Source organism: Pseudoteredinibacter isoporae, from assembly GCF_011602085.1.
Classification (GTDB): domain Bacteria; phylum Pseudomonadota; class Gammaproteobacteria; order Pseudomonadales; family Cellvibrionaceae; genus Pseudoteredinibacter; species Pseudoteredinibacter isoporae.
Genome location: NZ_JAAONY010000002.1, coordinates 1,474,175 through 1,496,804, shown reverse-complemented (window position 1 = coordinate 1,496,804; position 22,630 = coordinate 1,474,175). Strand labels below are relative to the sequence as shown.

18 protein-coding genes and 1 other RNA gene are annotated in these 22,630 nt (G+C 51.0%); 16 read left to right on the top strand and 3 right to left on the bottom strand.

What is annotated here, in order from left to right; all coding sequences use genetic code 11:
- Window positions 1–11: 11 nt before the first annotated feature.
- Both G8768_RS14995 and G8768_RS14990 read right to left on the bottom strand, forming a co-directional pair.
- Window positions 12–383 (bottom strand): YraN family protein, encoded by a 372-nt coding sequence (locus G8768_RS14995; protein WP_341801013.1) that lies wholly within the window; start codon window positions 381–383, stop codon window positions 12–14.
- Window positions 384–468: 85 nt separating this feature from the next.
- Window positions 469–2,367, bottom strand: a complete 1,899-nt coding sequence (locus G8768_RS14990; protein ID WP_166845298.1) for a penicillin-binding protein activator — start codon at window positions 2,365–2,367, stop codon at window positions 469–471.
- Between the two features lie 130 nt (window positions 2,368–2,497).
- Between G8768_RS14990 and rsmI the strand changes: the two genes are divergently transcribed.
- Complete coding sequence (gene rsmI, locus G8768_RS14985) at window positions 2,498–3,355, top strand: 16S rRNA (cytidine(1402)-2'-O)-methyltransferase (RefSeq protein ID WP_166847426.1); 858 nt, start codon at window positions 2,498–2,500, stop codon at window positions 3,353–3,355.
- A 105-nt stretch (window positions 3,356–3,460) separates the two neighbouring features.
- Here the strand turns inward: rsmI and G8768_RS14980 are convergent, their stop codons facing one another.
- A complete protein-coding gene (locus G8768_RS14980; protein ID WP_166845300.1) occupies window positions 3,461–5,824 on the bottom strand; it encodes a TonB-dependent receptor in 2,364 nt (787 codons plus the stop codon).
- Window positions 5,825–6,171: 347 nt separating this feature from the next.
- Here G8768_RS14980 and rnpB point away from each other — a divergent pair.
- The 15 genes from rnpB to ftsA all read left to right on the top strand — a co-directional run bounded on the left by rnpB (window position 6,172) and on the right by ftsA (window position 22,594).
- Window positions 6,172–6,523, top strand: an RNA gene (rnpB, locus tag G8768_RS14975) — RNase P RNA component class A.
- Between the two features lie 325 nt (window positions 6,524–6,848).
- Window positions 6,849–7,292 (top strand): division/cell wall cluster transcriptional repressor MraZ, encoded by a 444-nt coding sequence (gene mraZ, locus G8768_RS14970; RefSeq protein WP_341801024.1) that lies wholly within the window; start codon window positions 6,849–6,851, stop codon window positions 7,290–7,292.
- Window positions 7,293–7,303: 11 nt separating this feature from the next.
- On the top strand, window positions 7,304–8,233 hold the full coding sequence (rsmH, locus tag G8768_RS14965; protein ID WP_166845304.1) for a 16S rRNA (cytosine(1402)-N(4))-methyltransferase RsmH: 930 nt from the start codon (window positions 7,304–7,306) through the stop codon (window positions 8,231–8,233).
- Window positions 8,234–8,251: 18 nt separating this feature from the next.
- On the top strand, window positions 8,252–8,539 hold the full coding sequence (ftsL, locus tag G8768_RS14960) for a cell division protein FtsL (protein WP_166845306.1): 288 nt from the start codon (window positions 8,252–8,254) through the stop codon (window positions 8,537–8,539).
- 55 nt (window positions 8,540–8,594) lie between these two features.
- Window positions 8,595–10,376, top strand: coding sequence for a peptidoglycan D,D-transpeptidase FtsI family protein (locus G8768_RS14955; RefSeq protein ID WP_341801012.1), 1,782 nt, complete (start codon window positions 8,595–8,597; stop codon window positions 10,374–10,376).
- Entirely contained in the window at window positions 10,373–11,920 is a 1,548-nt protein-coding gene (locus G8768_RS14950; RefSeq protein WP_166845308.1) for a UDP-N-acetylmuramoyl-L-alanyl-D-glutamate--2,6-diaminopimelate ligase, read from the top strand. The genes G8768_RS14955 and G8768_RS14950 overlap by 4 nt, the downstream gene beginning before the upstream one ends.
- Window positions 11,920–13,299, top strand: coding sequence for a UDP-N-acetylmuramoyl-tripeptide--D-alanyl-D-alanine ligase (locus tag G8768_RS14945; RefSeq protein ID WP_166845310.1), 1,380 nt, complete (start codon window positions 11,920–11,922; stop codon window positions 13,297–13,299). Before G8768_RS14950 ends, G8768_RS14945 begins: the two co-directional genes overlap by 1 nt.
- Window positions 13,293–14,375: a phospho-N-acetylmuramoyl-pentapeptide-transferase gene (gene mraY / locus G8768_RS14940; protein WP_166845312.1), complete on the top strand. Its 1,083-nt coding sequence runs from the start codon at window positions 13,293–13,295 to the stop codon at window positions 14,373–14,375. The genes G8768_RS14945 and mraY overlap by 7 nt, the downstream gene beginning before the upstream one ends.
- Before the next feature lie 26 nt (window positions 14,376–14,401).
- The gene (gene murD, locus G8768_RS14935) at window positions 14,402–15,763 is read left to right on the top strand and encodes a UDP-N-acetylmuramoyl-L-alanine--D-glutamate ligase (protein WP_166845314.1); all 1,362 of its coding nucleotides are present in this window, start codon (window positions 14,402–14,404) and stop codon (window positions 15,761–15,763) included.
- Entirely contained in the window at window positions 15,756–17,012 is a 1,257-nt protein-coding gene (ftsW, locus tag G8768_RS14930; protein ID WP_166845316.1) for a putative lipid II flippase FtsW, read from the top strand. Before murD ends, ftsW begins: the two co-directional genes overlap by 8 nt.
- Complete coding sequence (gene murG, locus G8768_RS14925; protein ID WP_166845318.1) at window positions 17,009–18,115, top strand: undecaprenyldiphospho-muramoylpentapeptide beta-N-acetylglucosaminyltransferase; 1,107 nt, start codon at window positions 17,009–17,011, stop codon at window positions 18,113–18,115. The genes ftsW and murG overlap by 4 nt, the downstream gene beginning before the upstream one ends.
- A complete protein-coding gene (gene murC / locus G8768_RS14920) occupies window positions 18,108–19,532 on the top strand; it encodes a UDP-N-acetylmuramate--L-alanine ligase (RefSeq protein WP_166845320.1) in 1,425 nt (474 codons plus the stop codon). The genes murG and murC overlap by 8 nt, the downstream gene beginning before the upstream one ends.
- 29 nt (window positions 19,533–19,561) lie before the next feature.
- A complete protein-coding gene (locus G8768_RS14915; protein ID WP_243749504.1) occupies window positions 19,562–20,533 on the top strand; it encodes a D-alanine--D-alanine ligase in 972 nt (323 codons plus the stop codon).
- A 2-nt stretch (window positions 20,534–20,535) separates the two neighbouring features.
- Complete coding sequence (locus tag G8768_RS14910; RefSeq protein ID WP_166845328.1) at window positions 20,536–21,330, top strand: cell division protein FtsQ/DivIB; 795 nt, start codon at window positions 20,536–20,538, stop codon at window positions 21,328–21,330.
- A 37-nt stretch (window positions 21,331–21,367) separates the two neighbouring features.
- On the top strand, window positions 21,368–22,594 hold the full coding sequence (gene ftsA, locus G8768_RS14905; protein WP_166845331.1) for a cell division protein FtsA: 1,227 nt from the start codon (window positions 21,368–21,370) through the stop codon (window positions 22,592–22,594).
- The last annotated feature ends 36 nt before the right edge of the window (window positions 22,595–22,630 follow it).

Here is a 22,630-nt window from a genome sequence, read left to right as displayed (position 1 = left end):
TTCAAACGAGGCTAGGCCCCAAAGGCATTTGGCAGCCATTCTATATCAGAGCGGCCATCGGGTAGAAGTGAAATGGCGACGACATCGAAACGGCAGGGGGCGTCTGAAATTTGTCGGCTGGCCAGAAAGTGTTCAGCGCTACGCAATAGGCGTTGCTGTTTTTGTGGGCCAATGCTTTCCAGTGCGGTACTGAATTGTGAAAGTCGTCGACTGCGCACTTCAACAAAAACCCACTCACTCTCGCTTTGCATGATCAGGTCAATTTCACCATGTGGGCAGAGGTAGTTACGTTCCTGCAATTGCAGGCCCTGTTGGCGTAGATAACCCGCCGCCAGTCGTTCCTGCTCCGCGCCTTGTTCCTGGGTGTTTTTTTGTCGTCTCACCGAATCGTTTCCTGTATGGGGAGCGACCACTATAGCGGTCGCAGCCCTTGAGGTGAGAGACACCAATTGCTGATTTTTTTGGCCGTTATTGCTGGCTGATGTTTTCAAGAGGCTGGGCTTTGCCATTGCGCATAATGGCCCAGTCCTGCTGTCTGGCCAGCTGACCATTGTGAAGCATCTGCAGCCGTCCTGTGCGACCTTGTAACTGCAACTGCTGTACCTGGGCCAGCTGGCTCAGGCGCGGGTACAGGGCGAAGCTGTCGGCGCCCAGCGCGTAGAGCTGCTGATAGGCTGGGCTTGGTTTGGCGTAGCTATCTACGTCTTGTCTCAGGCCCTCGTCTTCCTGCATCAGCCAGGGCAGTGCCGTGAAGCGCACACCATTGAGATCGCGGTTGGTTTTCGAGGCTTTGCTTCCGCCATAGATATGGCTGGTGGCATAAACCGGAATCTTGCTGGCGTAGTGGAAGGCCAAGGTGGGTTTAACCTGCCTGGCCTGATTGTTATTGGCCAGCATAAAAATCATGTCCACGTCTTGCCGGCGGCGCGGTTCAAACTCTAAATTGGTGCCAAGAATTCTTTGCAGATTGCGATAGCGGTTTTCACTCAGGTCCAGTTGCAGGCTGTTTTTGATTACCCGCGAATAGTCGCCTTTACCGGTAAAGCGTTGTTCACCCACAATTTCTCCGCCCAGGCGCTGCCATTCATCCATAAATGCCCGGGTGCCTCGATTGCCCCAGGCACTTTGGGGAGCGAGCACCAATGCCCGGCGATGACCTTCCAGGTAAGCTCTTTGGGCGCACTGACGAGCCTCGTCTTCTACCGCCAGGCCGAATTGGAAGAGTTGTTGATGGTATTCATCCTGCTGCTCACTGGAGGGAGCCTGGATATAGTTCATTGCCAGTACGGGTACATTGAGATCGCTGACATCGTTCAAGCGTTTAACCTGACGTTTATCGAGCGGGCCGATGACCAAATCGCTGCCACCCTGAACTGCCTGTTGATAAAGCTGAATGATATCGCCCTGACTGCTATCGATGAGTTCGAGTTGTGGCGCCTGCTGGCCATTTTCAACGGCTTGGTAATAAGCAGCCATAAAACCATCGCGAATCGCTTTGCCCGCACGGGCAAACTTGCCCCGGCTCGGTAGCATCAGACTGAGCTTTCGGGGTTGCTCGGCAATCAGGCGACCCAGCAAGCGAAGATCTTCCGGAAGGTTGGCCGCTGCCGGGTGACCCGGGTTGTTCATTTGCCACTGCTGAACTTTGGCTTGTTGCTGTTCAATGCTGTCGCTCTGGTTCTTGGCAATGGCGGCCAGCTCATACCAACCTTGTTGCAGAAACGGCTGGCGTTTTCCGGCAAGGTTCTGGAGCTGTTCCGGGCTTTCCATCATCAGTGTTTGCCACAGGGCGCGTTCATTGCCGGCCAATTGATCGCTCTCAAGCCACTGTCTGAGTTGAAGGCGTTCTTCAACACCCGCTTGGGTTTCGCCCAATAGAGTGAACAGAGTGGCTTTCAGCTCGCCCAGTCGACGCTGCTGTTCAGGCTGCATTTGGGACCTAAGTGTCGCCAGACGTTCACTGCTAAAGGTGTCTTTGGCCAGAAAGTAAGAGCCGTCCTCCATCGCCAGCTTGCCTGTGAGCAGGCTGTATTCAATAAAGTCTTCATTGCCTAGCAACATGGGGTCGACATTTTTCAACAGGTTTTGTGCCCAGCTGAGTTCTTCCTGTTGGCTTAACTGTTGGGCGGCCTGCAAGAGATACTGGCTGGCGTCCCGGGGTTGGCTGCTGCGTGCCAGCTTCAACAATTGGGCGACGCTTTGCTGGGGGTGTTCAATTTGAGCCGCCGCCTGTTGGAGGCTGCCTTGATCCCGACTGGGATTTGATCCGCAGGCGCTGAGCAGGGCGCTGGCAATAAGAACGGTTGCAATTCGGCTGGCGCCCAAACGGGGAAAGTGGCGGGGTGAGTTTTTCAAAACGGTACTCATTGTGCTCTCTACTTCAGGTCTGGGGCTAATCATATCAAGTTATCTTCAGCGGATGCATGCCAGTTGCCGGTGAAGGGAGTAATATACTGCTCTTTGGCCATGAATGAGAGGTGAATGTTCCGTGCCAGCGATGAAAAATTCTACAGGTGGGGGTGCTGGTACCCTCTATGTCGTGGCCACCCCGATCGGAAATTTGGGCGACATCAGTGAGCGTGCAATCGATGTCTTGAATTCAGTGGATGTAATTGCGGCGGAAGATACTCGGCATAGCGCTCGTTTGTGTCAGCACTTTTCAATCGATACACCGCTTAAGGCCTATCACGATTACAGTGATCAAGCCCACAGTGAAGCCATGATCGGGCAGTTACAGAATGGAAAGAATATCGCCCTGATCAGTGATGCGGGCACGCCGTTGATTTCCGATCCGGGCTATCGCCTGGTCAAGTTGGCGCGCGATGCAGATATTAACGTTGTACCCATTCCGGGTGCCTGCGCTATGGCGGCCGCTTTGAGTGTGGCGGGTTTACCCTCGGATCGTTTTTGCTTCGAAGGTTTTCTGCCGGCGAAATCCGGGCAGCGTTTAAACTATCTTCAGGCGTTGCTCGAAGAGGAGCGCACGATGATTTTCTACGAAGCGCCTCACCGTATTGAAGACAGTCTTGCGGCCATGGTCGACGTTTTCGGTGCTGAGCGAGATCTGGTATTGGCCCGCGAAATCACCAAAACTTATGAAACCGTGTTGGCGGGCAGTGCTCAACAGGTGTTATCTCGAGTTCAGGAAGATCCGAATCAGCGAAAGGGCGAAATGGTTGTGTTGGTGAAAGGTTTTGAGGCGAAGGACAAGCAAATTGATGCGAAGGTTGAGCATATGATGCGTTGCTTGTTGGCTCAGCTTCCGGTTAAGCAGGCGGCTCAAATCGGTGCAGAGATCAGCGGCTTGAGAAAGAAAGAACTCTATCAATGGGCCTTGGATAACAAGCCGGATTAATGCCCATGTAAGGATTTACCGGCTAAGAGAAAATGGTTCTCTGAAAAAACAAAAGCCAGAACCCAAAGGGTTCTGGCTTTTTTATGGGCTTGGTAAAAAGCGCGCTTAGAAGCGCAAAGTGCCTTGTACCGCAACCGAACGAGGACGGTCGAAGAAGGCGTAGTACGCTGCACCGTTACCTTGAGTCAAGGTGGTAGACAGTGGAGCAACGTTACCGAAGGTCACAACTTCTTCGTCAGTCAGGTTCTTACCAATCAGAGCCACTTCCCACTGGCCATCAGCCGCACCGAAGGCAACACGCAGGTTAACTTTGGTGTAGGCTTCCTGAACCAGGTTTTGATCCAGAGTGGGTGATGCGAAGTAGTCATCGCTGTAAATCAGATCCAGAGTAGAGTGCAGTTCAAAGTTGTCACCCACTGGCACGATGTGATCCAGACTCAGAGTACCTTGCAGTTCTGGCGTGAATTCACGACGCTGACCAGAGAAGTCGCACAGACCTGGGTTACTGGTGCTGTTTGGTGTTACGCCAAAGGCACACTGGCCGTTCGGGAACTTGTCGTATTCGAAGTCCAGGTATGCCGCAGAACCGGTCAGAGTCAGGCCTTCCGCCAACAACCAACGACCGTCCATTTCCAAGCCCTGGCTGGTGGCTTCACCGGCGTTGGTCACGTTAAAGCCAAGGGTGCCATCAAACTGAGAGGTCTGCAGGTCTTCGTACTCGGTACGGAACAGAGCAACGTTCAATTCAGCAGCGCCATCGGCCAGAGTGAACTTACCACCCAGTTCGAAGCTGGTCGCTTTCTCTTCTTCGTATTCAAACACACCGGTGCGACCTGGATTCAGAACTGGGCCTGCTGCGGTTAGAACCGTTACACCATAAGCTGGATCAGGGTGGGCGTTTGAACGAACGTCAAAACCGCCGCCTTTAAAGCCGGTGGTGTAAGTGGCATACAACATAGCGTCCGGGCTTACATCCCACTGAGCGGTGATCAGCGGAGTGAAGGCACCTTCGTCGCGGTCAGCGCGGATAGTGTCGTAAGGCTCAATGGCAAATGCTGAAAACAAGGTGTTCAGCAAGACACTGTCGGATCCTACGTCAGCACCGGTTGGATCTACATGGTATTGACGACGCGATGCTTCTTTATCTTCCGAGGTGTAACGAGCACCCAGGTTCAAACGAAACTCGTCATCAATATTCCAGGTCGCCTGAGCGAACACAGACCACAGATCAGACTCTTGTTGAAAGTTACGTTGAGTGGCGATGTTGGCAAAGTTCGGGTTCAGGAAGCGCAGCAAGCTGTCACCAGGAACCGTAATGGAGTCGTTGAATTTCAGGTCAGTTGACTGCCAGAAGGCACCGGCAATCCAGTCGACGGTTTCACCACCTGGAGAAGTGAAACGAATTTCCTGGCTTACCTGATCAAAATCTTCACCGGATTGAGCGGTAAAGATGCTGGCCCCGATAAAGTCACAGTCACAATCTTCTTTATACTCGTAAGCGTTGTAACCAGTGATCGACGTCAGAGTGATGTCACCCAGCTGATGCTCGATATTCAGCGTCAGGTTTTCAGTTTCGTTGTCACTGCTGTCGCCATTGGATTGGCGATTGAAATCCTGAGTTGCATCCAGAACGTAAGCACCATTGCCAACCGCGGCATTTACCTGAGCTACGGCAGCAGAGTAGGGCACAGCACCTACTTCGTTAACCAGTTCCAGGAAGCGACCTTTAGTGTCGAACTTGCTCTTCTCAAGTTTCAGGTTAACGGTGGTATCGTCAGAAGCGTCCCAACGCAGGGAACCGCGTACAACACTGACGTCTTCGTCTGACTCATCGCGGTTCAGAGTTGTGTTGTTGTAGTAACCGTCGATTTGGCGATCCAGAATCGCCAGGCGGCCACTCAAGGTGTCCGTTAAGGGGCCAGAAAGAACCAGTTTGACGTCACGCTCACCGTGATCGGGCTCATACAAGGCCGTTACAGAACCTTCGAAATCATCGGTGGGTTTGGCGGTGGTCATGGAAACCGCACCGGCAATGGAGTTTTTACCGAACAGGATACTTTGAGGGCCGCGCAGAATTTCAACACGCTCCATATCAAACATAGGTGCGCGAGTCAGCTGGGCGCGACCGTAGTAGATGCCATCTACGTACTGGCCTACTGACTGCTCAAAGCCCTGGTTAATACCAGAACTGATACCACGAATACCGATAATGGTGCCGATACCCGTTTGGTTAAATGTTAGGTTGGGAACATAGGCGGTCATGTCTTCAAGGTTGTTAATGCCAGCCTCGTTCATTTTTTCACCCGCTACCGCGTTTACGGAAATGGGTACATCCATCAGGCTTTGCTCACGCTTTTGAGCGGTTACAACAACTTCTTCAAGGGCGAGCTGTGCGAGAGAGGGCATGGCTGCAGCGGCTGCTATGGTGCCGATGGCAACACTTAATGTGCGCTGTCTAATAGATTTCATCAGTCGATCTCCTGTGATGAGCGGGTGTTTGCTGCTCAGACTTATACGAGGTGTCTGTTACAGCTACTATTTATAGTAGTTTTTACAGTGTTGTGCCTAAGCTTTTGTTTTTGTTGTTGTATGTCGATCGTTCTCGACGCTCAGGCATCGCGAACCATATACCATTTAGGCTGAATAGCCAACCTGGCTGGCCAGTTTGTCCATGAATGACAGTGATTTAGAACGTTTCTGTCAATTGCAATAGTAGACTGTAAAGTTATATGGTTATTTTGTTTGGCGAGCATCAGGAATTGTTAAGAATCCAGCGCTTGCATGTGGCTGGCTGAATCGCTATTGTTCACCCTGTCAAAGGTGGCTGGGCAGTCGCTCTTCTTTTATTAGGAGGGAGGAAAGTCCGGGCTCCAGAGGGCAGAGTGCCAGGTAACACCTGGGGGGCGCGAGCCTACGGAAAGTGCAGCAGAAAGGAAACCGCCTAAGCCGCTTTGCGGCCGGTAAGGTTGAAAAGGTGCGGTAAGAGCGCACCGCGCAGCTGGTAACAGTCTGCGGCGATGGTAAACCCCACTCGGAGCAAGACCAAATAGGAATCCTATAGGCGTTGCCCGCGCTGGATTCGGGTAGGTCGCTTGAGGTGTTCGGTGACGAGCATCCCAGATGAATGACTGTTCACGACAGAACCCGGCTTACAGGCCGCCTTTGACTCATTCTTTTGACTGATTATTTTTCAGTTTTCCTAATTTCAAATTTATACTCGCTAAAAACTTAAAGTATTACTTTAAGTTTGGCTTTTATCTGTCTGTTTTTCCTTTGCTTTTTTTAATTTTTCAAGCCATGAAATGACCTTTTCTTAACAAGTTTCTCGAAGATCGCTGCAATATCCCTGATTTTAAACGCTTTTTGCCTTGACTTTGCCTAGTTCAGATTTATAGTGTAGCTATGTGGAAAAAAGTGGAGATTTGTGTGCATTCCAGATTCCAGGTGGGGTTTGGTGGAGCAAATGTCCAAAAATAGCGATCGGTGAATGTCGGTGTACCAAGGTAGTCATGCCATCAATATGGACGCAAAGGGGCGTCTGGCCATCCCAACGAGTCTTCGTGATTCGTTGACGCAGGCCTGTGCAGGACGTTTGGTCATTACCGCCAATACCGAAGAGCGCTGCTTGCTGGTTTATCCGGAGCCCCAGTGGCAGCAAATTCTTCCGCAAATCGAAAATCTTCCCAGCTTTAATAAAGTGGCAGCCCGAGCCAAGCGTTTGCTGATTGGTTACGCCTCGGCTGTGGAGATGGACCCTGCCAACGGCCGTATTTCAATTCCCGGTCCACTGCGCAAATACGCCAGCCTGGAAAAAGAACTGATGCTGGTTGGGCAGGGTAAGAAATTTGAGCTCTGGAGTGAAGAGAGTTGGACAGCTCTGTTGGATGAGGCGGTTGATGATGAAGTGCCGCCTGAAATGCAATCCCTGTCATTGTAGGTGGTTTGGGTATGAGTGATTCACCGCACTACAGTGTTTTGCTGGACGAGGCGGTCACCGGTTTGTTGGGTGACGAACAGGGTTTTTATATTGATGGCACTTTTGGTCGTGGTGGCCACAGTGCTCGTATTCTGGATGCGTTAGGTAGTAAGGCCCGATTGCTGGCCATCGATAAAGATCCGGAAGCCATCGCGGTTGCGAATGAACGCTTCGGTGAAGAAAAGCGTTTTGAGATAGCGCACGGTTCTTTTGCGCAGGTGGAAGAATTTGTCGCTGAGCGTGGCATGGAAGGTTTGGTTGACGGCATATTGCTGGATCTGGGGGTGTCGTCGCCACAACTGGATGAAGCGGAACGGGGGTTTAGCTTCATGCAGGATGGGCCGTTGGATATGCGCATGAATAGTGATGCGGGTATGACGGCGGCCGACTGGGTAAATTCTGCTGAGGAGACAGAAATTGCCCGTGTACTCAAAGAGTACGGAGAAGAGCGGTTTGCCAAGCGAATCGCGCGCGCCATTGTAGAGTCCAGACAAGCCAAGACCATTACAAGGACTCTGCAATTGGCGCGGATTGTTGCTGAAGCCAACCCGGCCTGGGAAAAGGGCAAAAACCCGGCGACCCGGGCATTTCAGGGTATACGTATTCACATTAACAATGAGCTGGGCGACTTGGAATCCGTACTGGAACAAAGTCTTCGCATTCTTAAGCCTGGTGGGCGTTTGGTTGTGATCAGTTTCCACTCTTTGGAAGATCGTCTGGTGAAGCGTTTTATTCGCCGCCAGGAAAAAGGTCAAGAGTTGCCGCCAGGATTGCCGGTGACTGAAGATCAGTTGGATAAAACCATGCGTAGCATTGGCAAGGCGGTAAAGGCCGATGCAGATGAGCTGGCAGAAAATATTCGCTCACGCAGTGCGGTCATGCGTGTGGCGCAAAAGCTTTAAGAGCAAAGGTGTTTTGAGGTGGCAAAATTGGGGGAGTTTCAGTGGCGTTGGCTATTGATCATGACGGTGTTGTGGTTGTTGGTCATGCTGTCCGCTATTGCGGTCGTCAATAGCACTCACCAAAGTCGCATCAAACTCAATCAATTGGAGCTCGCCAAGCGTATGACCAACGGCTATCAGGTTGCCTGGGGTCAATATTTGCTGGAGCAGAGCACTCTGGCGAGCTATGGCCGGGTCGAATCGGTTGCGAAAAAACAGCTGGGCATGAAAGCTCCGGCCGAAAATGAATTGGTTATTCTGAAGTAATTCAACAGAAGTTACTGAGTAAACGTACTTTAAAAGCAGCAAGACGCGAACAATAGTGACAAAAGTAGCGAACAAGAAAGCGACAGCTAAAAAGCGCATGCAGGCACCTAAAGCAGGTAAGGGCCTGGCGACCGCTTTACTGGAACGTTGGCGTTTTTACTTTACGGTCGTTGTCATTGTTGTTTTGTTGGCCGCGTTAGTTTGGCATCTGGCGTTTTTGCAAGTTGTGCCGGGCAATGAGCGCGGTTATGAATTTTTACAGGGGCAGGGTAATGCTCGCACTGTGCGTCACGAAACCATTAACGCTTACCGGGGCTTGATTACCGACCGTCATGGTGAGCCTTTGGCCGTGAGTTCGCCCGTGACCTCCATCTGGGCGAACCCCAAGCTTTTGAAAAACGACAAAAGTCAGCTACGCGCCCTGTCGAAGTCTCTGGGTTTAAAGCAATCTGAATTGGCGGCGAAAATCGAGCGCTTTAAAAATAAAGAGTTCATGTACCTGAAAAGACATTTGCCGCCTCATAAAGCTCAGGCTGCACTTGCTTTGGATGTTGAAGGGGTTTATTCAACTACGGAATACCAGCGTTTTTATCCTGCGGCTGAAGTGGCTTCGCATTTGATTGGCTTTATTGATATCGATGGCAAGGGTCAAGAAGGTCTGGAGCTTGCCTACGATCATTGGTTGCGTGGTGAGGCGGGTGAAAAGCGCGTAATAAAGGATCTTAAAGGCCGAGTCATCAAGGATGCGGGATTGATTCGCGCCGCTCAGTCCGGCAAAGACATTCGTTTGAGTATTGATCTGCGCTTGCAGTATATGGCTTCGCGGGAATTGAAAACGGCGCTAAAAGCTTACAAGGCAAAATCCGGTTCTGTTGTGATTCTTGATGTGGATTCGGCGGAAGTATTAGCGATGGTGAATCAGCCATCCTACAACCCAAACAATCGCAGCAAAATGAAGGCTACGCAATTGCGTAACCGCGCACTGACAGACCAATACGAACCAGGTTCCACCATGAAGCCGCTCACCATTTTGGCGGCATTGGAAACAGGTAAGTTTTCGACTGACACTATGATTGATACCAGCCCCGGGTACGTTCGAGTACCCGGTAAGACATTTGTTGATCCGGTGAACTACGGCGAAATTGACCTCGGAAAAATTGTGACCAAATCCAGTCAGGTCGGAATTGTGAAAGTGGCCATGCAGATGGAACCTGAAATTATTCGAGACATGTATCAGCGATTTGGGCTTGGCGCTGTTACCGGTACAGGCTTTCCGGGAGAGCGAACCGGCTCTCTACCCAATCGCCGAAAATGGCATGCGACCGAGCATGCCAATTTTTCTTTTGGTTATGGAATGAGCTTAACTGCAGCTCAGTTAGCGCAGGCTTATAATGTCATTGCCAGCGATGGCCTGTTCCGCCCTTTGTCGATTTTGCATCAACAGGAAGGTGTTGAGAGCAAGCGGGTCGTCGCAAAAGAGCTGGTGCAAAAAGTTCGCAAAATGCTGAAAACCGTCCCTGAAAAAGGTGGCACGGGGACTTTGGCTCAGATCAACGATTACCCGGTAGCTGGAAAGACCGGTACTGTGCACAAGCTCGGCAAAGCGGGTTACGCAGAGAACCGTTATATGTCTTTGTTTGCCGGTATGGCGCCTGCGGACGATCCGAGAATTGTGGCTGTAGTGATGATCAATGAGCCGGGAACTCAGGCCTATTCCGGCGGTAAAGTTGCTGCGCCGGTTTTCTCTCAGGTTGCTGAATCCGCGTTGCGCCTTTTGCGAGTCCCGCCTCAACAAACGCACGATCAACAAGTTGCTGCCATTGGAGGTGCCAAATGAGTACGTCCAACTACAGTAGTCTGCAACACTTGCTGTCCGGTTTGAACGTTGAGCTGGGTGAGCTGGCCGGCATTCACGTGGCCGGTTTGCAGCAAGACAGTCGAAAAGTGAAGCAGGGCGACTGTTTTATTGCGGTCACTGGCTTGGAAACAGATGGCCGTCGTTATATTGCCAGCGCACTGGAGCGCGGTGCGTCTGTGGTTCTCCAAGAGGCCGATCAACAGCAGCATGGCGATGTTGCCTTTCTATCATCCAGACCGATTATTTCGGTCAGCAACCTGCTCCAGAAAATGAGCCGTATCGCGGCCAACTTTTATTCTGAACCGAGCACAGCTTTATCTTTGGTGGCTTTTACTGGAACCAATGGTAAAACAAGTTGCAGCCAGCTTTATGCTCAATTGCAAGCCTTGCTGGGTAAGCGAGCGGCAATGTTGGGCACCATGGGTTACGGTGAGGTGAATCGCAGCGCGGACATCAAACTGCAAGATACCGGTATGACCACACCGGATGCGCTGCGTGCTCAGTCTATCCTTGCCGACTTGCGTGAGACCGGTATTCAGTCGGTCGCCATGGAGGTGTCTTCGCACAGCTTGGTTCAGGGGCGTGTTGCTGCCGTGGACTTTGACATTGCGGTGTTTACCAACATCAGTCGTGATCACCTGGACTATCACGGCAATATGGCCGCCTATGCGAAAGCCAAAGCAAAATTGTTTGCTTTTAAAGGTTTGTCTGCGGCGGTTCTGAATCTGGATGACGAATACGGCGAATTGTTTGCCCATGTGCTAAGAGCATCCGGATCAAAAGTTATCACATACAGTTGTAAGAATTCCCTGGCTGATCTGTATTGTGCAAAAGTGGATTATTTACCTCGAGGAATGGTGTTAACCATCAAAAGCTCTTGGGGCGCCATTCAACTTAAAACCGGCCTGTTAGGCAGTTTTAATGTGAGTAATTTGCTGGCCGTTTTGGGCGCTGCGCTAGCGGAAGGTACGAGCTGGAAAGAACTTTGTTCTGCGATGGAAATGCTGCAGCCTGTAAAAGGTCGCCTGGAAACATTTGAAAGCGCGGGTTTGACCGTAATTGTTGACTACGCTCATACGCCAGATGCCTTGGATAAAGCTTTGCAAGGGGTGCGCCAGCATTGCAGTGGAAAGTTGGTGTGCGTATTTGGTTGCGGCGGTGATCGCGATCGAGGTAAGCGCCCCGAGATGGGCGCCATTGCAGCAAGTCGAGCGGATAAATTGCTGGTGAGTAGCGATAACCCGCGTAATGAAAATCCAGAACAAATCATTGACGATATTTTAGCGGGCATCGATGCGAATCAATGTGAGTTGCTTGTTGAAGTTGATCGCCGAATGGCTATCGAACGCGCAATTCATGAAGCCGCTGCAGGCGATTGTGTTTTGATTGCCGGTAAAGGCCATGAGGACTACCAAATTATCAAAGGCGAGAAGCTTTGGTTTGATGATCGCGTGATTGCAGAAAAGTGCCTGCAGGAAAAGCAGCTTTCACAAAATGCAGCGGCACAGGAGGGGCAGGGCTAATGTTTCCCCTAAGTTTGCGACAACTCGCTTCGGCGCTGGCGTTACAGGTGGACTCAGACATTGTTGTGTCAGGTTTGAGTACCGATAGCCGTGCTATTTCCGCGGGTGATGTGTTTGTTGCTCTGCGTGGCGAAAATTTTGATGGTCATGCGTTTCTGGCTAAAGCTAAGGAAAGCGGTGCTGTCGCGGCGGTTGTGGAAGAGGTCCAAAGTGATGTTGACTTGCCTCAGCTTAAAGTGCCCGACTGTTATGCGGCGTTGGCCTCCATTGCTCAAATGTTTCGCCAATCTTTTAAAGGCCCATTGGTGGGCATTACCGGTAGCAGTGGTAAAACTACCGTAAAGCAAATGCTGGCCAGTATTTTTTCAAGGCTGGGCCCTACGTTGGCCACCAAGGGCAATTTGAATAATCACATCGGCGTGCCTCTCACATTGATGGGTTTGCAATCGGATACGCAATACGCCGTGATAGAAATGGGTGCCAGTGGCCCCGGTGAAATCGCTTACCTGAGTTCTATTGCCAAGCCTGGTGTGGTGATGGTGAACAATGTAATGGCTGCGCATCTCGAGGGCTTTGGTAGCCTGGAAGGTGTGGCCATGGCTAAGGGTGAAATTTATCAAGGGCTGGATGCTTCAGCGAAAGCGGTGATCAACGAAGATTGCGAATACGCTGACCGTTGGGCCAGTGGTCTGGCTGAGTCACAAATTGTACGTTACAGCTGTGGTTCACCCCAGGCAGATATCTTCGCTTGCGATATTGAGTTGCAAGACGACGCTTGTTACGCCTTTGAGTTACGTACGCCGATTGCCAGCGCCCATGTGCGTTTGGCTATGCCGGGTCGTCATAATGTGGCTAATGCACTGGCCGCCGCCAGTTGTGCTTACGCGTGTTCGGTTTCATTGGATACGATTGTTGAGGGTTTGCAGTCGGCAAAAAATGCCGGTGGCCGAATGCAGCGCCACAAGCACAGTAGTGGCGCTGAAATTATTGACGACAGTTACAACGCCAATCCAGGGTCAGTTCAGGCAGCTATTGATATGTTGGCCGACCAAAAAGGCAAAACGATTTTGGTTTTGGGTGATATGGGCGAACTGGGTTCGGAAGAAAAAAAACTGCATAAGCAAATTGGTCGCTATGCGGAAGATAAAAATATTTCGGTATTGTACTGCGTAGGTACCTTGTCAAAACACGCAGCCAAACACTGCAAGGTCGGAGAGCATTTTGCTGACAAAGCCGCCTTGTTGGAAAAACTACAAAAAGAATTGGCTGAGCAATGCACTGTGTTAGTAAAAGGTTCGCGCAGTGCGGCAATGGAAACGGTAGTTCAGGCCTTGTTGTCTGATTCTGAAAATGGGCAATCGACGGGGGCATCATGTTAGTTTGGTTAGCCGAGTACTTACAGCAATATGTGAGCGGCTTTGCGGTTGTTCAATACCTGACAATGCGCGCGATTCTTGGTGTGATGACCGCCTTGGGTTTGTCCCTGTGGTTAGGGCCCTGGATGATTCGTCGTCTTAATAGTTTGCAAATTGGACAAGCCGTACGTGATGACGGCCCGGAATCCCATTTGAGCAAATCCGGCACCCCGACCATGGGGGGGACTCTGATTCTGGCGAGTATTTTTATTTCAGCGCTGCTGTGGTCAGACTTGAGTAACCGCTATGTCTGGGTAGTTCTGGCGGTGACAGCCATCTTCGGTGCGGTAGGCTGGGTCGATGACTACCGCAAAGTGGTGGAGAATAATTCTCGTGGGCTGCCTGCGCGCTGGAAGTATTTTTGGCAGTCCGTGGGCGGATTGGGCGCAGCGTACTTTTTGTATAGCACCGCGGTGAGCCCGGTGGAAACACAATTGATTTTCCCATTCTTTAAAAATGCGGTTCTTGATCTGGGTATTTTCTACATTGTGCTCAGTTATTTTGTCGTGGTGGGTTCAAGTAATGCGGTGAACCTGACCGATGGCCTTGATGGCCTCGCAATTATGCCCACGGTGATGGTGGGCGGTGCGCTGGGTGTTATTGCCTACCTCGCAGGTAATGCCAATTTCGCTGAATATTTGCATATTCCTTATATCGAAGGTGCTGGTGAGCTGGTGATCTTCTGCGCCGCGTTGGGCGGTGCCGGTTTGGGATTCTTGTGGTTTAACACATACCCGGCTCAGGTGTTCATGGGTGATGTGGGTGCTTTGGCGCTGGGCGCGGCACTGGGCATTATCGCTGTGATCGTTCGCCACGAAATTGTGTTCTTTATTATGGGCGGCGTTTTTGTAATGGAAACCGTATCTGTGATTTTGCAGGTGGGCTCTTACAAGCTGACTGGACGCAGAATTTTCCGCATGGCGCCTTTGCATCATCACTTTGAATTAAAAGGTTGGCCGGAGCCTCGCGTCATCGTGCGCTTTTGGATCATCACCGTGATGTTGGTGATGTTTGGTCTGGCGACCTTGAAGCTTCGTTAAACAGTGAATTTGATTTAGAGAATCTTATGTTGATTGGTAGCGACAAAATGATAGCGGTTGTGGGCCTTGGGCTTACAGGGCTGTCCTATGCCCGCTACCTTGAGTCTCGGGGTATCGCCTTCGTAGTGATGGACACGCGCAAACAGCCCCCGATGCTCAATCGTTTTGAGGAAGAATTTGCTGATAGCCAATATTTGCGCGCTTTGCATCTCGACGGTTTACATCAGGACAGTTTGATGGCCGCCAGTGAGATTTTGTTGAGCCCGGGCTTTCCGATGGCGGATCCTGCCCTGCAAGATGCCATTGCCAGCGGCATTAAAGTGCATGGTGATATGTCTGTATTTGCCGAACAATGCGAAGGTGACATTGTGGCGATCACCGGTTCGAATGCAAAAAGCACCGTGACCGCCTGGTTGGGGCATATGGCTCAGAAGGCGGGCATTGATTATGGTTTGGGCGGCAATATCGGCACGCCGGTTTTGTCATTGCTCAATGAACCTAAGAAATCTTTATACATTCTAGAGCTTTCCAGTTTTCAGCTGGAAGCCACGCCTCAGCTGGGTGCCAAAGTCGCCAGCATTTTGAATATCAGTGCAGATCATCAGGATCGCTATGAGGGTATGGCGGCTTACCACCAAACCAAACAAAAGGTGTATCGCGGCGCTAAGCAAGTCGTCTTTAATCGACGTGATCCTCTGACACAGGCCTTGTTGGCAGAAGGGGTGAAGCAGGTCAGCTTCGGCTTGAATGAACCGGATCTCGGACAGTATGGCGTGCGTCAGCGCGATGGCGTTGAGTATCTGGCCAAAGGCCTGGATCTCCTGTTACCGGTTGCGAGCTTGTCTCTTGCAGGGCAGCACAATGTGCAGAATGCGTTGGCGGCGTTGGCACTGGGTGAAGCAGCGGGATTGGAACAGCGCGCTATGTTGGAAGCCCTGCAGGATTTTCCTGGATTGGCCCATCGCTGTGAGTTTGTCGCTTCGGTTGCTGGCGTTGATTTTATTAATGATTCCAAAGGAACCAATACCGGTGCCAGCGTTGCTGCCCTGGAAGGATTGGGTCAGCAACAGAAACTGGTGTTGATCGCTGGTGGTGTTGGCAAGGGCGCAAATTTTGAAGAGCTGCGCCCGGCGATCAGCAAACATTGTCGTGCATTGGTGTGTATCGGTCAGGACGGCGAACGCATTGCCAAGGCAATGGACGGCCTCACTATCAGTATTGAGCAGGCTGAGGATATGCCTGAAGCTGTTCAACAGGCTTTTAATCTTGCTCAAGTTGGCGATGCGGTGTTGTTGTCACCGGCCTGTGCCAGCTTTGATATGTATGCGAATTTTGAAGCGCGGGGCGATGCCTTTAAGAATGCGGTGAAGGAGGTGAGCCATGGCTGAATTAGCCGCGGTTAAACTGCCTGAAAAACGCCGCGCCAAAAAAGCTCAAAAGGCGAGCACTGCTTACGCAAGCCCAAATTTGAGCATTATTGATTGGCCTCTATTAACCATTCTGTGGGCGATTGTTTCCTGTGGAATTATTTTGGTGGCGTCATCTTCGGTCAGTATTGCGGACAGCTTGTTTTCTGACAGTTTGCATTTTGCCAAGCGTCACACCATTTACATTGTGCTTGGGATGATTGGAGCCTGCTTTGTTGCGGCCATGCCGAGTCAGTTGTGGCGTCGCTATGGCCCGTTGTTTTTATTGTTGGCTCTGGTGCTGCTGACTTTGGTTTTAGTGCCAGGATTGGGCAAGCGTGTGAATGGTTCCCAGCGCTGGTTTAATCTGGGTTTTATTACCGTGCAAGCTTCAGAAGTTGTGAAGTTCTGTGTGATTGTTTTCTTTGCCAGTTATCTGAGCCGCCGCCAAGTTGATTTATTGAATGGCTGGCGGGGCTTCGCCATTTCCATTGCCAGTATTGTATTGATCGCCGTCCTCTTAATTCTGGAACCGGATTTTGGCAGTACCGTGGTGATCACAGTAACCGCTATGTCGATGTTGTTTTTGGCCGGCGTGCGTTTGCATCAATTTCTGTTGTTGGTGGTGTTGGGTGCGGGCTCATTGGCAGCTTTGGCGATGGCAACCCCCTATCGTTTACAACGATTGGTTAGTTACCTGGACCCATGGGCAGATCAATACGGCGGCGGTTATCAGTTAACTCAATCGCTGATTGCCTTTGGTCGTGGTGAATGGTTCGGCATGGGGCTGGGCAACAGCATTCAAAAATTGTTTTATCTGCCGGAAGCGCATACTGATTTTATCTTCGCCATTATGGCCGAGGAATTCGGTTTGTTTGGCGTGGTGTTGATGCTGGGTTTGTTTGTTGCTTTTATCGCTCGCATTTTAGGTATCTCTCGTCGCGCGATGGCGGCGGATGACAAATTCGCTGCCCTGGCCTGTTTCGGTGTTGCCGCTATGTTCTCTACCCAGGTGCTGATTAATGTGGGTGTGGCTTCAGGGTTCTTACCCACCAAAGGGCTGACCTTGCCTTTTGTAAGTTGGGGCGGCAGTAGTCTGATTGCGAATTTTGCGTTAATTGGTTTTATTTTGCGCCTAGATTGGGAGCTGCGTCGCGATGCCTTGGTAAAACCCAAGGTGAAACGTATGCCGCGCAAAAAGAGCAATGCAACAGAGGAGTTGGCAGCATGACTGAACAAGCCGCCAGCTTGGCTGGACATTGCTATTTGATTATGGCCGGTGGTACAGGTGGTCATGTGATTCCAGCTTTGACCGTCGCGAAAGAACTGCAAAGCCGGGGAGCGGATATCCAATGGTTGGGTACCCGTAAAGGTATTGAAGCCAAATTGGTTCCGGCTGCGGGAATTGAATTGCATTTTATGGATGTAGAAGGCGTCCGCGGAAAAGGTGTCAGCAGTTTATTGAAAGCGCCTTTCCTGATTAATAAAGCCATTGCGCAAGCGGCGAAAGTGATTCGACGGCTGCAGCCCAATGCGGTATTGGGCATGGGAGGCTTTGCTTCCGGACCCGGTGGTATCGCCGCTCGATTGGCTGGCGTGCCTTTGGTTATTCATGAACAAAACGCCGTAGCGGGAACAACCAATCGCTTATTGGCAGGGTTGGCCGCTAAACGCAAGCTTGTAGCGTTCCCTGGTGCCCTGAAGGATGCGGAACATACCGGTAACCCGATTCGAGCAGAAGTCAGCGCGCTTTGGCAAGATAAGTCACGTATTGACGAGCGTCTTGCGAAAAATGAACCGCCTCGTCTGTTGATACTGGGCGGCAGCATGGGAGCGCTCGCGATCAATCAAATGATGCCTCTGGCATTGAAAAAGATGGATGAGTCTTTGCGTCCTCAAGTATGGCATCAATGTGGTGAGCGTCATTTGTCGATGTGCCGCGAAGCGTATCAACAAGCCGGTGTTGAAGCGCGGGTAGATGCCTTTATTGATGATATGGCGGCGGCTTACGCCTGGGCCGATTTTATTGTTTGCCGCGCGGGCGCACTGACGGTATCGGAAATTGCGGCGGTGGGTATTGCAGCGTTGTTCATTCCATTTCCCCATGCGATTGATGATCACCAGACTAAGAATGCCCAGTGGTTGCTTGAAGCGGGCGCCGCAAGAATTGTGCAGCAAAGTGAACTTGATGAGAACAAGCTGGCTGTACTGTTGAACGAATTATTATCAGATCGCGACAATTTAGTGGAGATGGCCGCGAAAGGCCGAGCGTTGGCGAGCCCCAATGCCACAGAGCGCGTTGCTGATGTATGTGTGGAGGCCGGACATGGCTGATTATGTAATCGACATTCCTGAAATGCGTCGGATTCGCCGCATTCATTTTATCGGAATTGGCGGCGCTGGCATGAGCGGCATCGCGGAAGTCTTATTGAACCAGAAATATGAAATTTCCGGTTCCGATATTCGTGAATCAGGAAATACCGTTCGCCTGCAGGCGATGGGGGCCGAAATTTTTATCGGGCACGAAGCCGAGAATATTGACGGCGTTGATGTTGTGGTGAACTCCACGGCAATCGACGAGCAGAATCCGGAAATTATTGCAGCTCGTGCTCAACGTATCCCGATTGTTCGTCGAGCTGAAATGCTGGGTGAATTGATGCGTTATCGTCACGGTATTGCAGTTGCCGGTACCCACGGTAAAACCACCACCACCAGTCTGATCGCTTCGGTGTTGGCAGCCGGTGATAAAGATCCAACTTTTGTTATCGGCGGCTTGCTGAACAGCGCTGGCAGTAATGCCAAGCTGGGTGCAAGTCGTTACCTGGTGGCTGAAGCTGATGAAAGTGATGCGTCGTTTTTGCACCTGCAACCCATGGTTGCCATCGTTACCAATATCGATGCGGATCATATGGAAACTTATGAGGGTGACTTCTCAAAGCTGAAGCACACGTTTATCGAGTTTCTTCACAATTTACCGTTCTATGGATTGGCAGTGGTGTGTGGTGATGATCCCGTCGTGAATGAAATTCTGCCGGATATTTCACGCCCAGTGTTGTCCTATGGCTTGGCTGAACACAATGATTTTTATGCTTATGACATCAAGCAGGAAGGTATGTGCAGCAGCTTTAAGGTTCGCCGCCCCGGTGTGGAAAACGATCTTGAAGTCAGTGTGGCGATGCCCGGTTTGCACAATGTTCTGAATGCAACTGCGGCGATTGCAGTTGCGAGTGATGAAGGCGTTGATGACAAAGCCATTCAGGCTGGGTTGGCTCAGTTTGAAGGGGTTGGGCGACGCTTCCAGGTGTACGGCGATATCGATGTGGGTAGTGGCAGCGCCATGCTGGTGGATGACTATGGCCATCATCCAACGGAAGTGGCCGCAACGATTAAAGCGGTCCGCGAAGGTTGGCCCGAGCGTCGTTTGCTGATGGTGTATCAACCCCATCGCTATTCCCGGACTCGTGATTTATACGAAGATTTTGTTGAAGTGCTGTCAGGTGTGGACGCACTGGTTTTGCTCGAAGTGTACAGCGCGGGAGAAGCCCCGGTACCCGGTGCGGATGGTCGCAGTTTATGTCGCAGTATTCGCACCCGTGGTGCGGTTGATCCAGTTTTTGCTGCCGAACCTGAACAGGTACCGGAAGTATTGGCGAACTTGGTGCGTCCGGGTGACATTGTGATTACTCAGGGTGCCGGCAATGTGGGAGCTCTGGCAAGCACATTGGCAAAGACCGCCTTCGGGCGTAAATAACGCTTATTGAGTTGGGATTGATGAACAAGATGAGCACAACAGTATTGAACGACAAGCAAGCGCTGAGTCAGGCCTTATCCGGTTTGGGGCGTGTAGCCGTTTTGTTGGGTGGCGAATCCGCTGAGCGGGAAGTATCGCTGCAAAGTGGTCAGGCCATTCTGGAAGCTTTACAGAAGGTTTCGGTGGATGCGTTTGCCATGGACATCGGTGCAAATGCCATCGAAATGCTGGAAAAGGAGCGCCCCGATCATGCGTTTATCGCACTGCATGGTGGTGCTGGCGAAGATGGCCGGATGCAGGCCCTACTGGGTTATTTGGGCATTCCGTTTACTGGCAGTGGTGTGAATGCTTCGGCACATGCGATGGATAAACTGCGTTGCAAATACTTATGGCGTGGCATGGGCTTGAGTACGCCCGAGTTTGCCGTGCTTGAGGCTGACAGTGACTGGGAACAGGTCATAGGAGAGTTAGGCGGCGCGGTGATGGTGAAGCCAGCGAGCGAAGGTTCGAGCATTGGTATGGCTCCGGCAAACAGCGCCGCTGAATTAAAGGCCGCCTATGAAAACGCTGCGCAATACGATCGCTGTGTGATCGCAGAGCGGCTGATTACGGGGGCGGAATACACCATCGCAGTATTATCGGACGAGGTGTTACCTCCGATTAAACTGGAAACTGATAATCAGTTTTACGATTACGACGCAAAATACATATCCGAAGAAACCCGATACCTCTGCCCTTGCGGTTTGGCAGGGGACAGGGAAGAGGAATTAAAGCAATTGGCCAAACAAGCCTTCGACAGTCTGGATTGCAAAGATTGGGGGCGCGTGGATGTGATGGCTGATGAAGAGGGTAATTTTTATTTGTTGGAAGTAAATACCGTACCCGGGATGACCAGTCATAGTTTGGTGCCCATGGCTGCCAAGGCCGCCGGTAAAGATTTTGAACATTTGGTTGCACAAATCTTGTATAGCAGCCTGGTCGGGCAATCGGGGCAGGTGTAACGGTGAGTCAGGCGCAACGAGGTGCAGTAAGAAAACCAAGAGCTGAGTTTAAACCCAAGCGAGAGATTCGCTGGGGTTACTACAGCAGTGTGGTTTTGTTGATTGCCTTACTCGCCGCGCTGGTAGTGTATGGCCGTCAACCGCTGTTGGAGATGGTGGACCGGCCGGTAGCGAAAGTCGCAATTGAAGGCGAGTTTCGCTATCTGAAGAAAGAGGCCCTAAGCCATAAGGTTAAGCCATTGATTGATCGCAGCTTTTTGCAGCTGCAATTGGCCAGCATTAAGAGCGAACTGGAAGCCGAGCCTTGGGTGGCCCGGGTGGTGTTGAGTCGGAACTGGCCGGATCAGCTTACGGTAAAAGTATTTGAAGAAGTACCGATTGCACGCTGGGATGACTACGGTTTTTTAAGTGCAAAAGGTGAGGTGGTCAGCGCTGGAGATGCCAGTGAACTGCTGAAGGATTTACCAAAGTTAAATGGCCCGGAAGAATCCTCAGCACTGGTTATGAGCAGTTTTAAACGCTTTAACCAGTTGTTGTCCGCCTACGATCTGGTGGTAACGGAATTATCGGCCAATGATCGCATGTCCTGGCAGTTAACGTTGGACAATGGCTGGATGTTGGAGTTGGGCCGCGATCAGTTGGTTGAAAAAGTACAGCGTTTATTGGCGGTCTATCCTGAGACGTTGAAAGAAAAAACGGCGCAGATTGAAGCGGTTGATTTACGTTACGAGAATGGATTTTCTGTGAGTTGGCGTGAGCCGATAAATGAACTGGCGGCAGCGCCATCACAACAATGATTTGAAAGTGGTCTGAAGGACCAACAGGGGATAATAAATGGCAGGTTCAAGCGAAAACAAAATGATTGTTGGCTTGGATATTGGCACCTCAAAAGTGGTCGCCATTGTTGGCGAGATTGGTGTCGATGGCCAGTTGGAAGTGGTTGGCATTGGCTCTCACCGCTCGAACGGTTTGAAAAAAGGTGTTGTGGTCAATATTGAATCCACTGTGCAATCCATTCAGCGAGCTGTAGAAGAAGCGGAGTTGATGGCGGGTTGCCAGATTCATTCGGTGTATGCAGGCATTGCAGGTAGCCATATTCGCAGCATGAATTCCCACGGCATCGTGGCGATTAAAGACCGTGAAGTGTTCAGCCAGGATGTTGATCGTGTGATCGATGCGGCGCAGGCCGTGGCGATTCCGGCAGATCAAAAAATTCTGCACATATTGCCCCAGGAATATTTGATTGATGAACAGGAAGGGGTGAAAGAACCTCTGGGAATGTCCGGCGTCCGTTTGGAGGCGAAGGTGCATCTGGTAACTTGTGCCCAAAACGCGGCCCAGAATATTGAAAAGTGTATTCGTCGCTGTGGTCTGGAAGTGGAAGACATTATTTTGGAGCAGCTGGCGTCTTCTTATTCTGTTTTGACCGAAGATGAAAAAGAACTGGGCGTGTGTCTGGTGGATATCGGTGGTGGTACCACCGATATTGCAATTTTTACGGAAGGTTCGATTCGCCACACCGGTGTGATTCCAATTGCGGGCGATCAGGTCACCAATGATATTGCCATGGCCCTGCGCACACCGACACCGCATGCGGAAGAAATAAAAATCAAATACGCCTGTGCACTGGCAAAACTGACCGGTGCAGATGAAACCATCAAAGTGCCCAGCGTGGGTGATCGAGATCCGCGTGACTTGTCTCGTCAAGCCTTGGCGGAAGTTGTGGAACCGCGTTACGACGAGTTGTTCACTTTGGTACAGGCAGAGTTGCGTCGCAGTGGATATGAAGACTTGGTTGCGGCGGGCATTGTATTAACAGGCGGCACTTCAAAGATGGAAGGTGTTGTCGAACTGGCTGAGGAAATTTTCCATATGCCAGTGCGTTTGGGTGCGCCACAAAATGTGACCGGCCTGAGCGATATTGTGAATAATCCGATTTATTCAACGGGCGTCGGTTTGTTGAATTACGGTGTGAATCAACAGCAGGAGGGAAAAGCTGCTAATTACAGTAGTAAGGAAGCTCCCATGTCGATATGGGAAAAATTTAAAAATTTATTTTAGTGCTGAATTTCAGCCAGACCATGTTTTAAAAGTGTT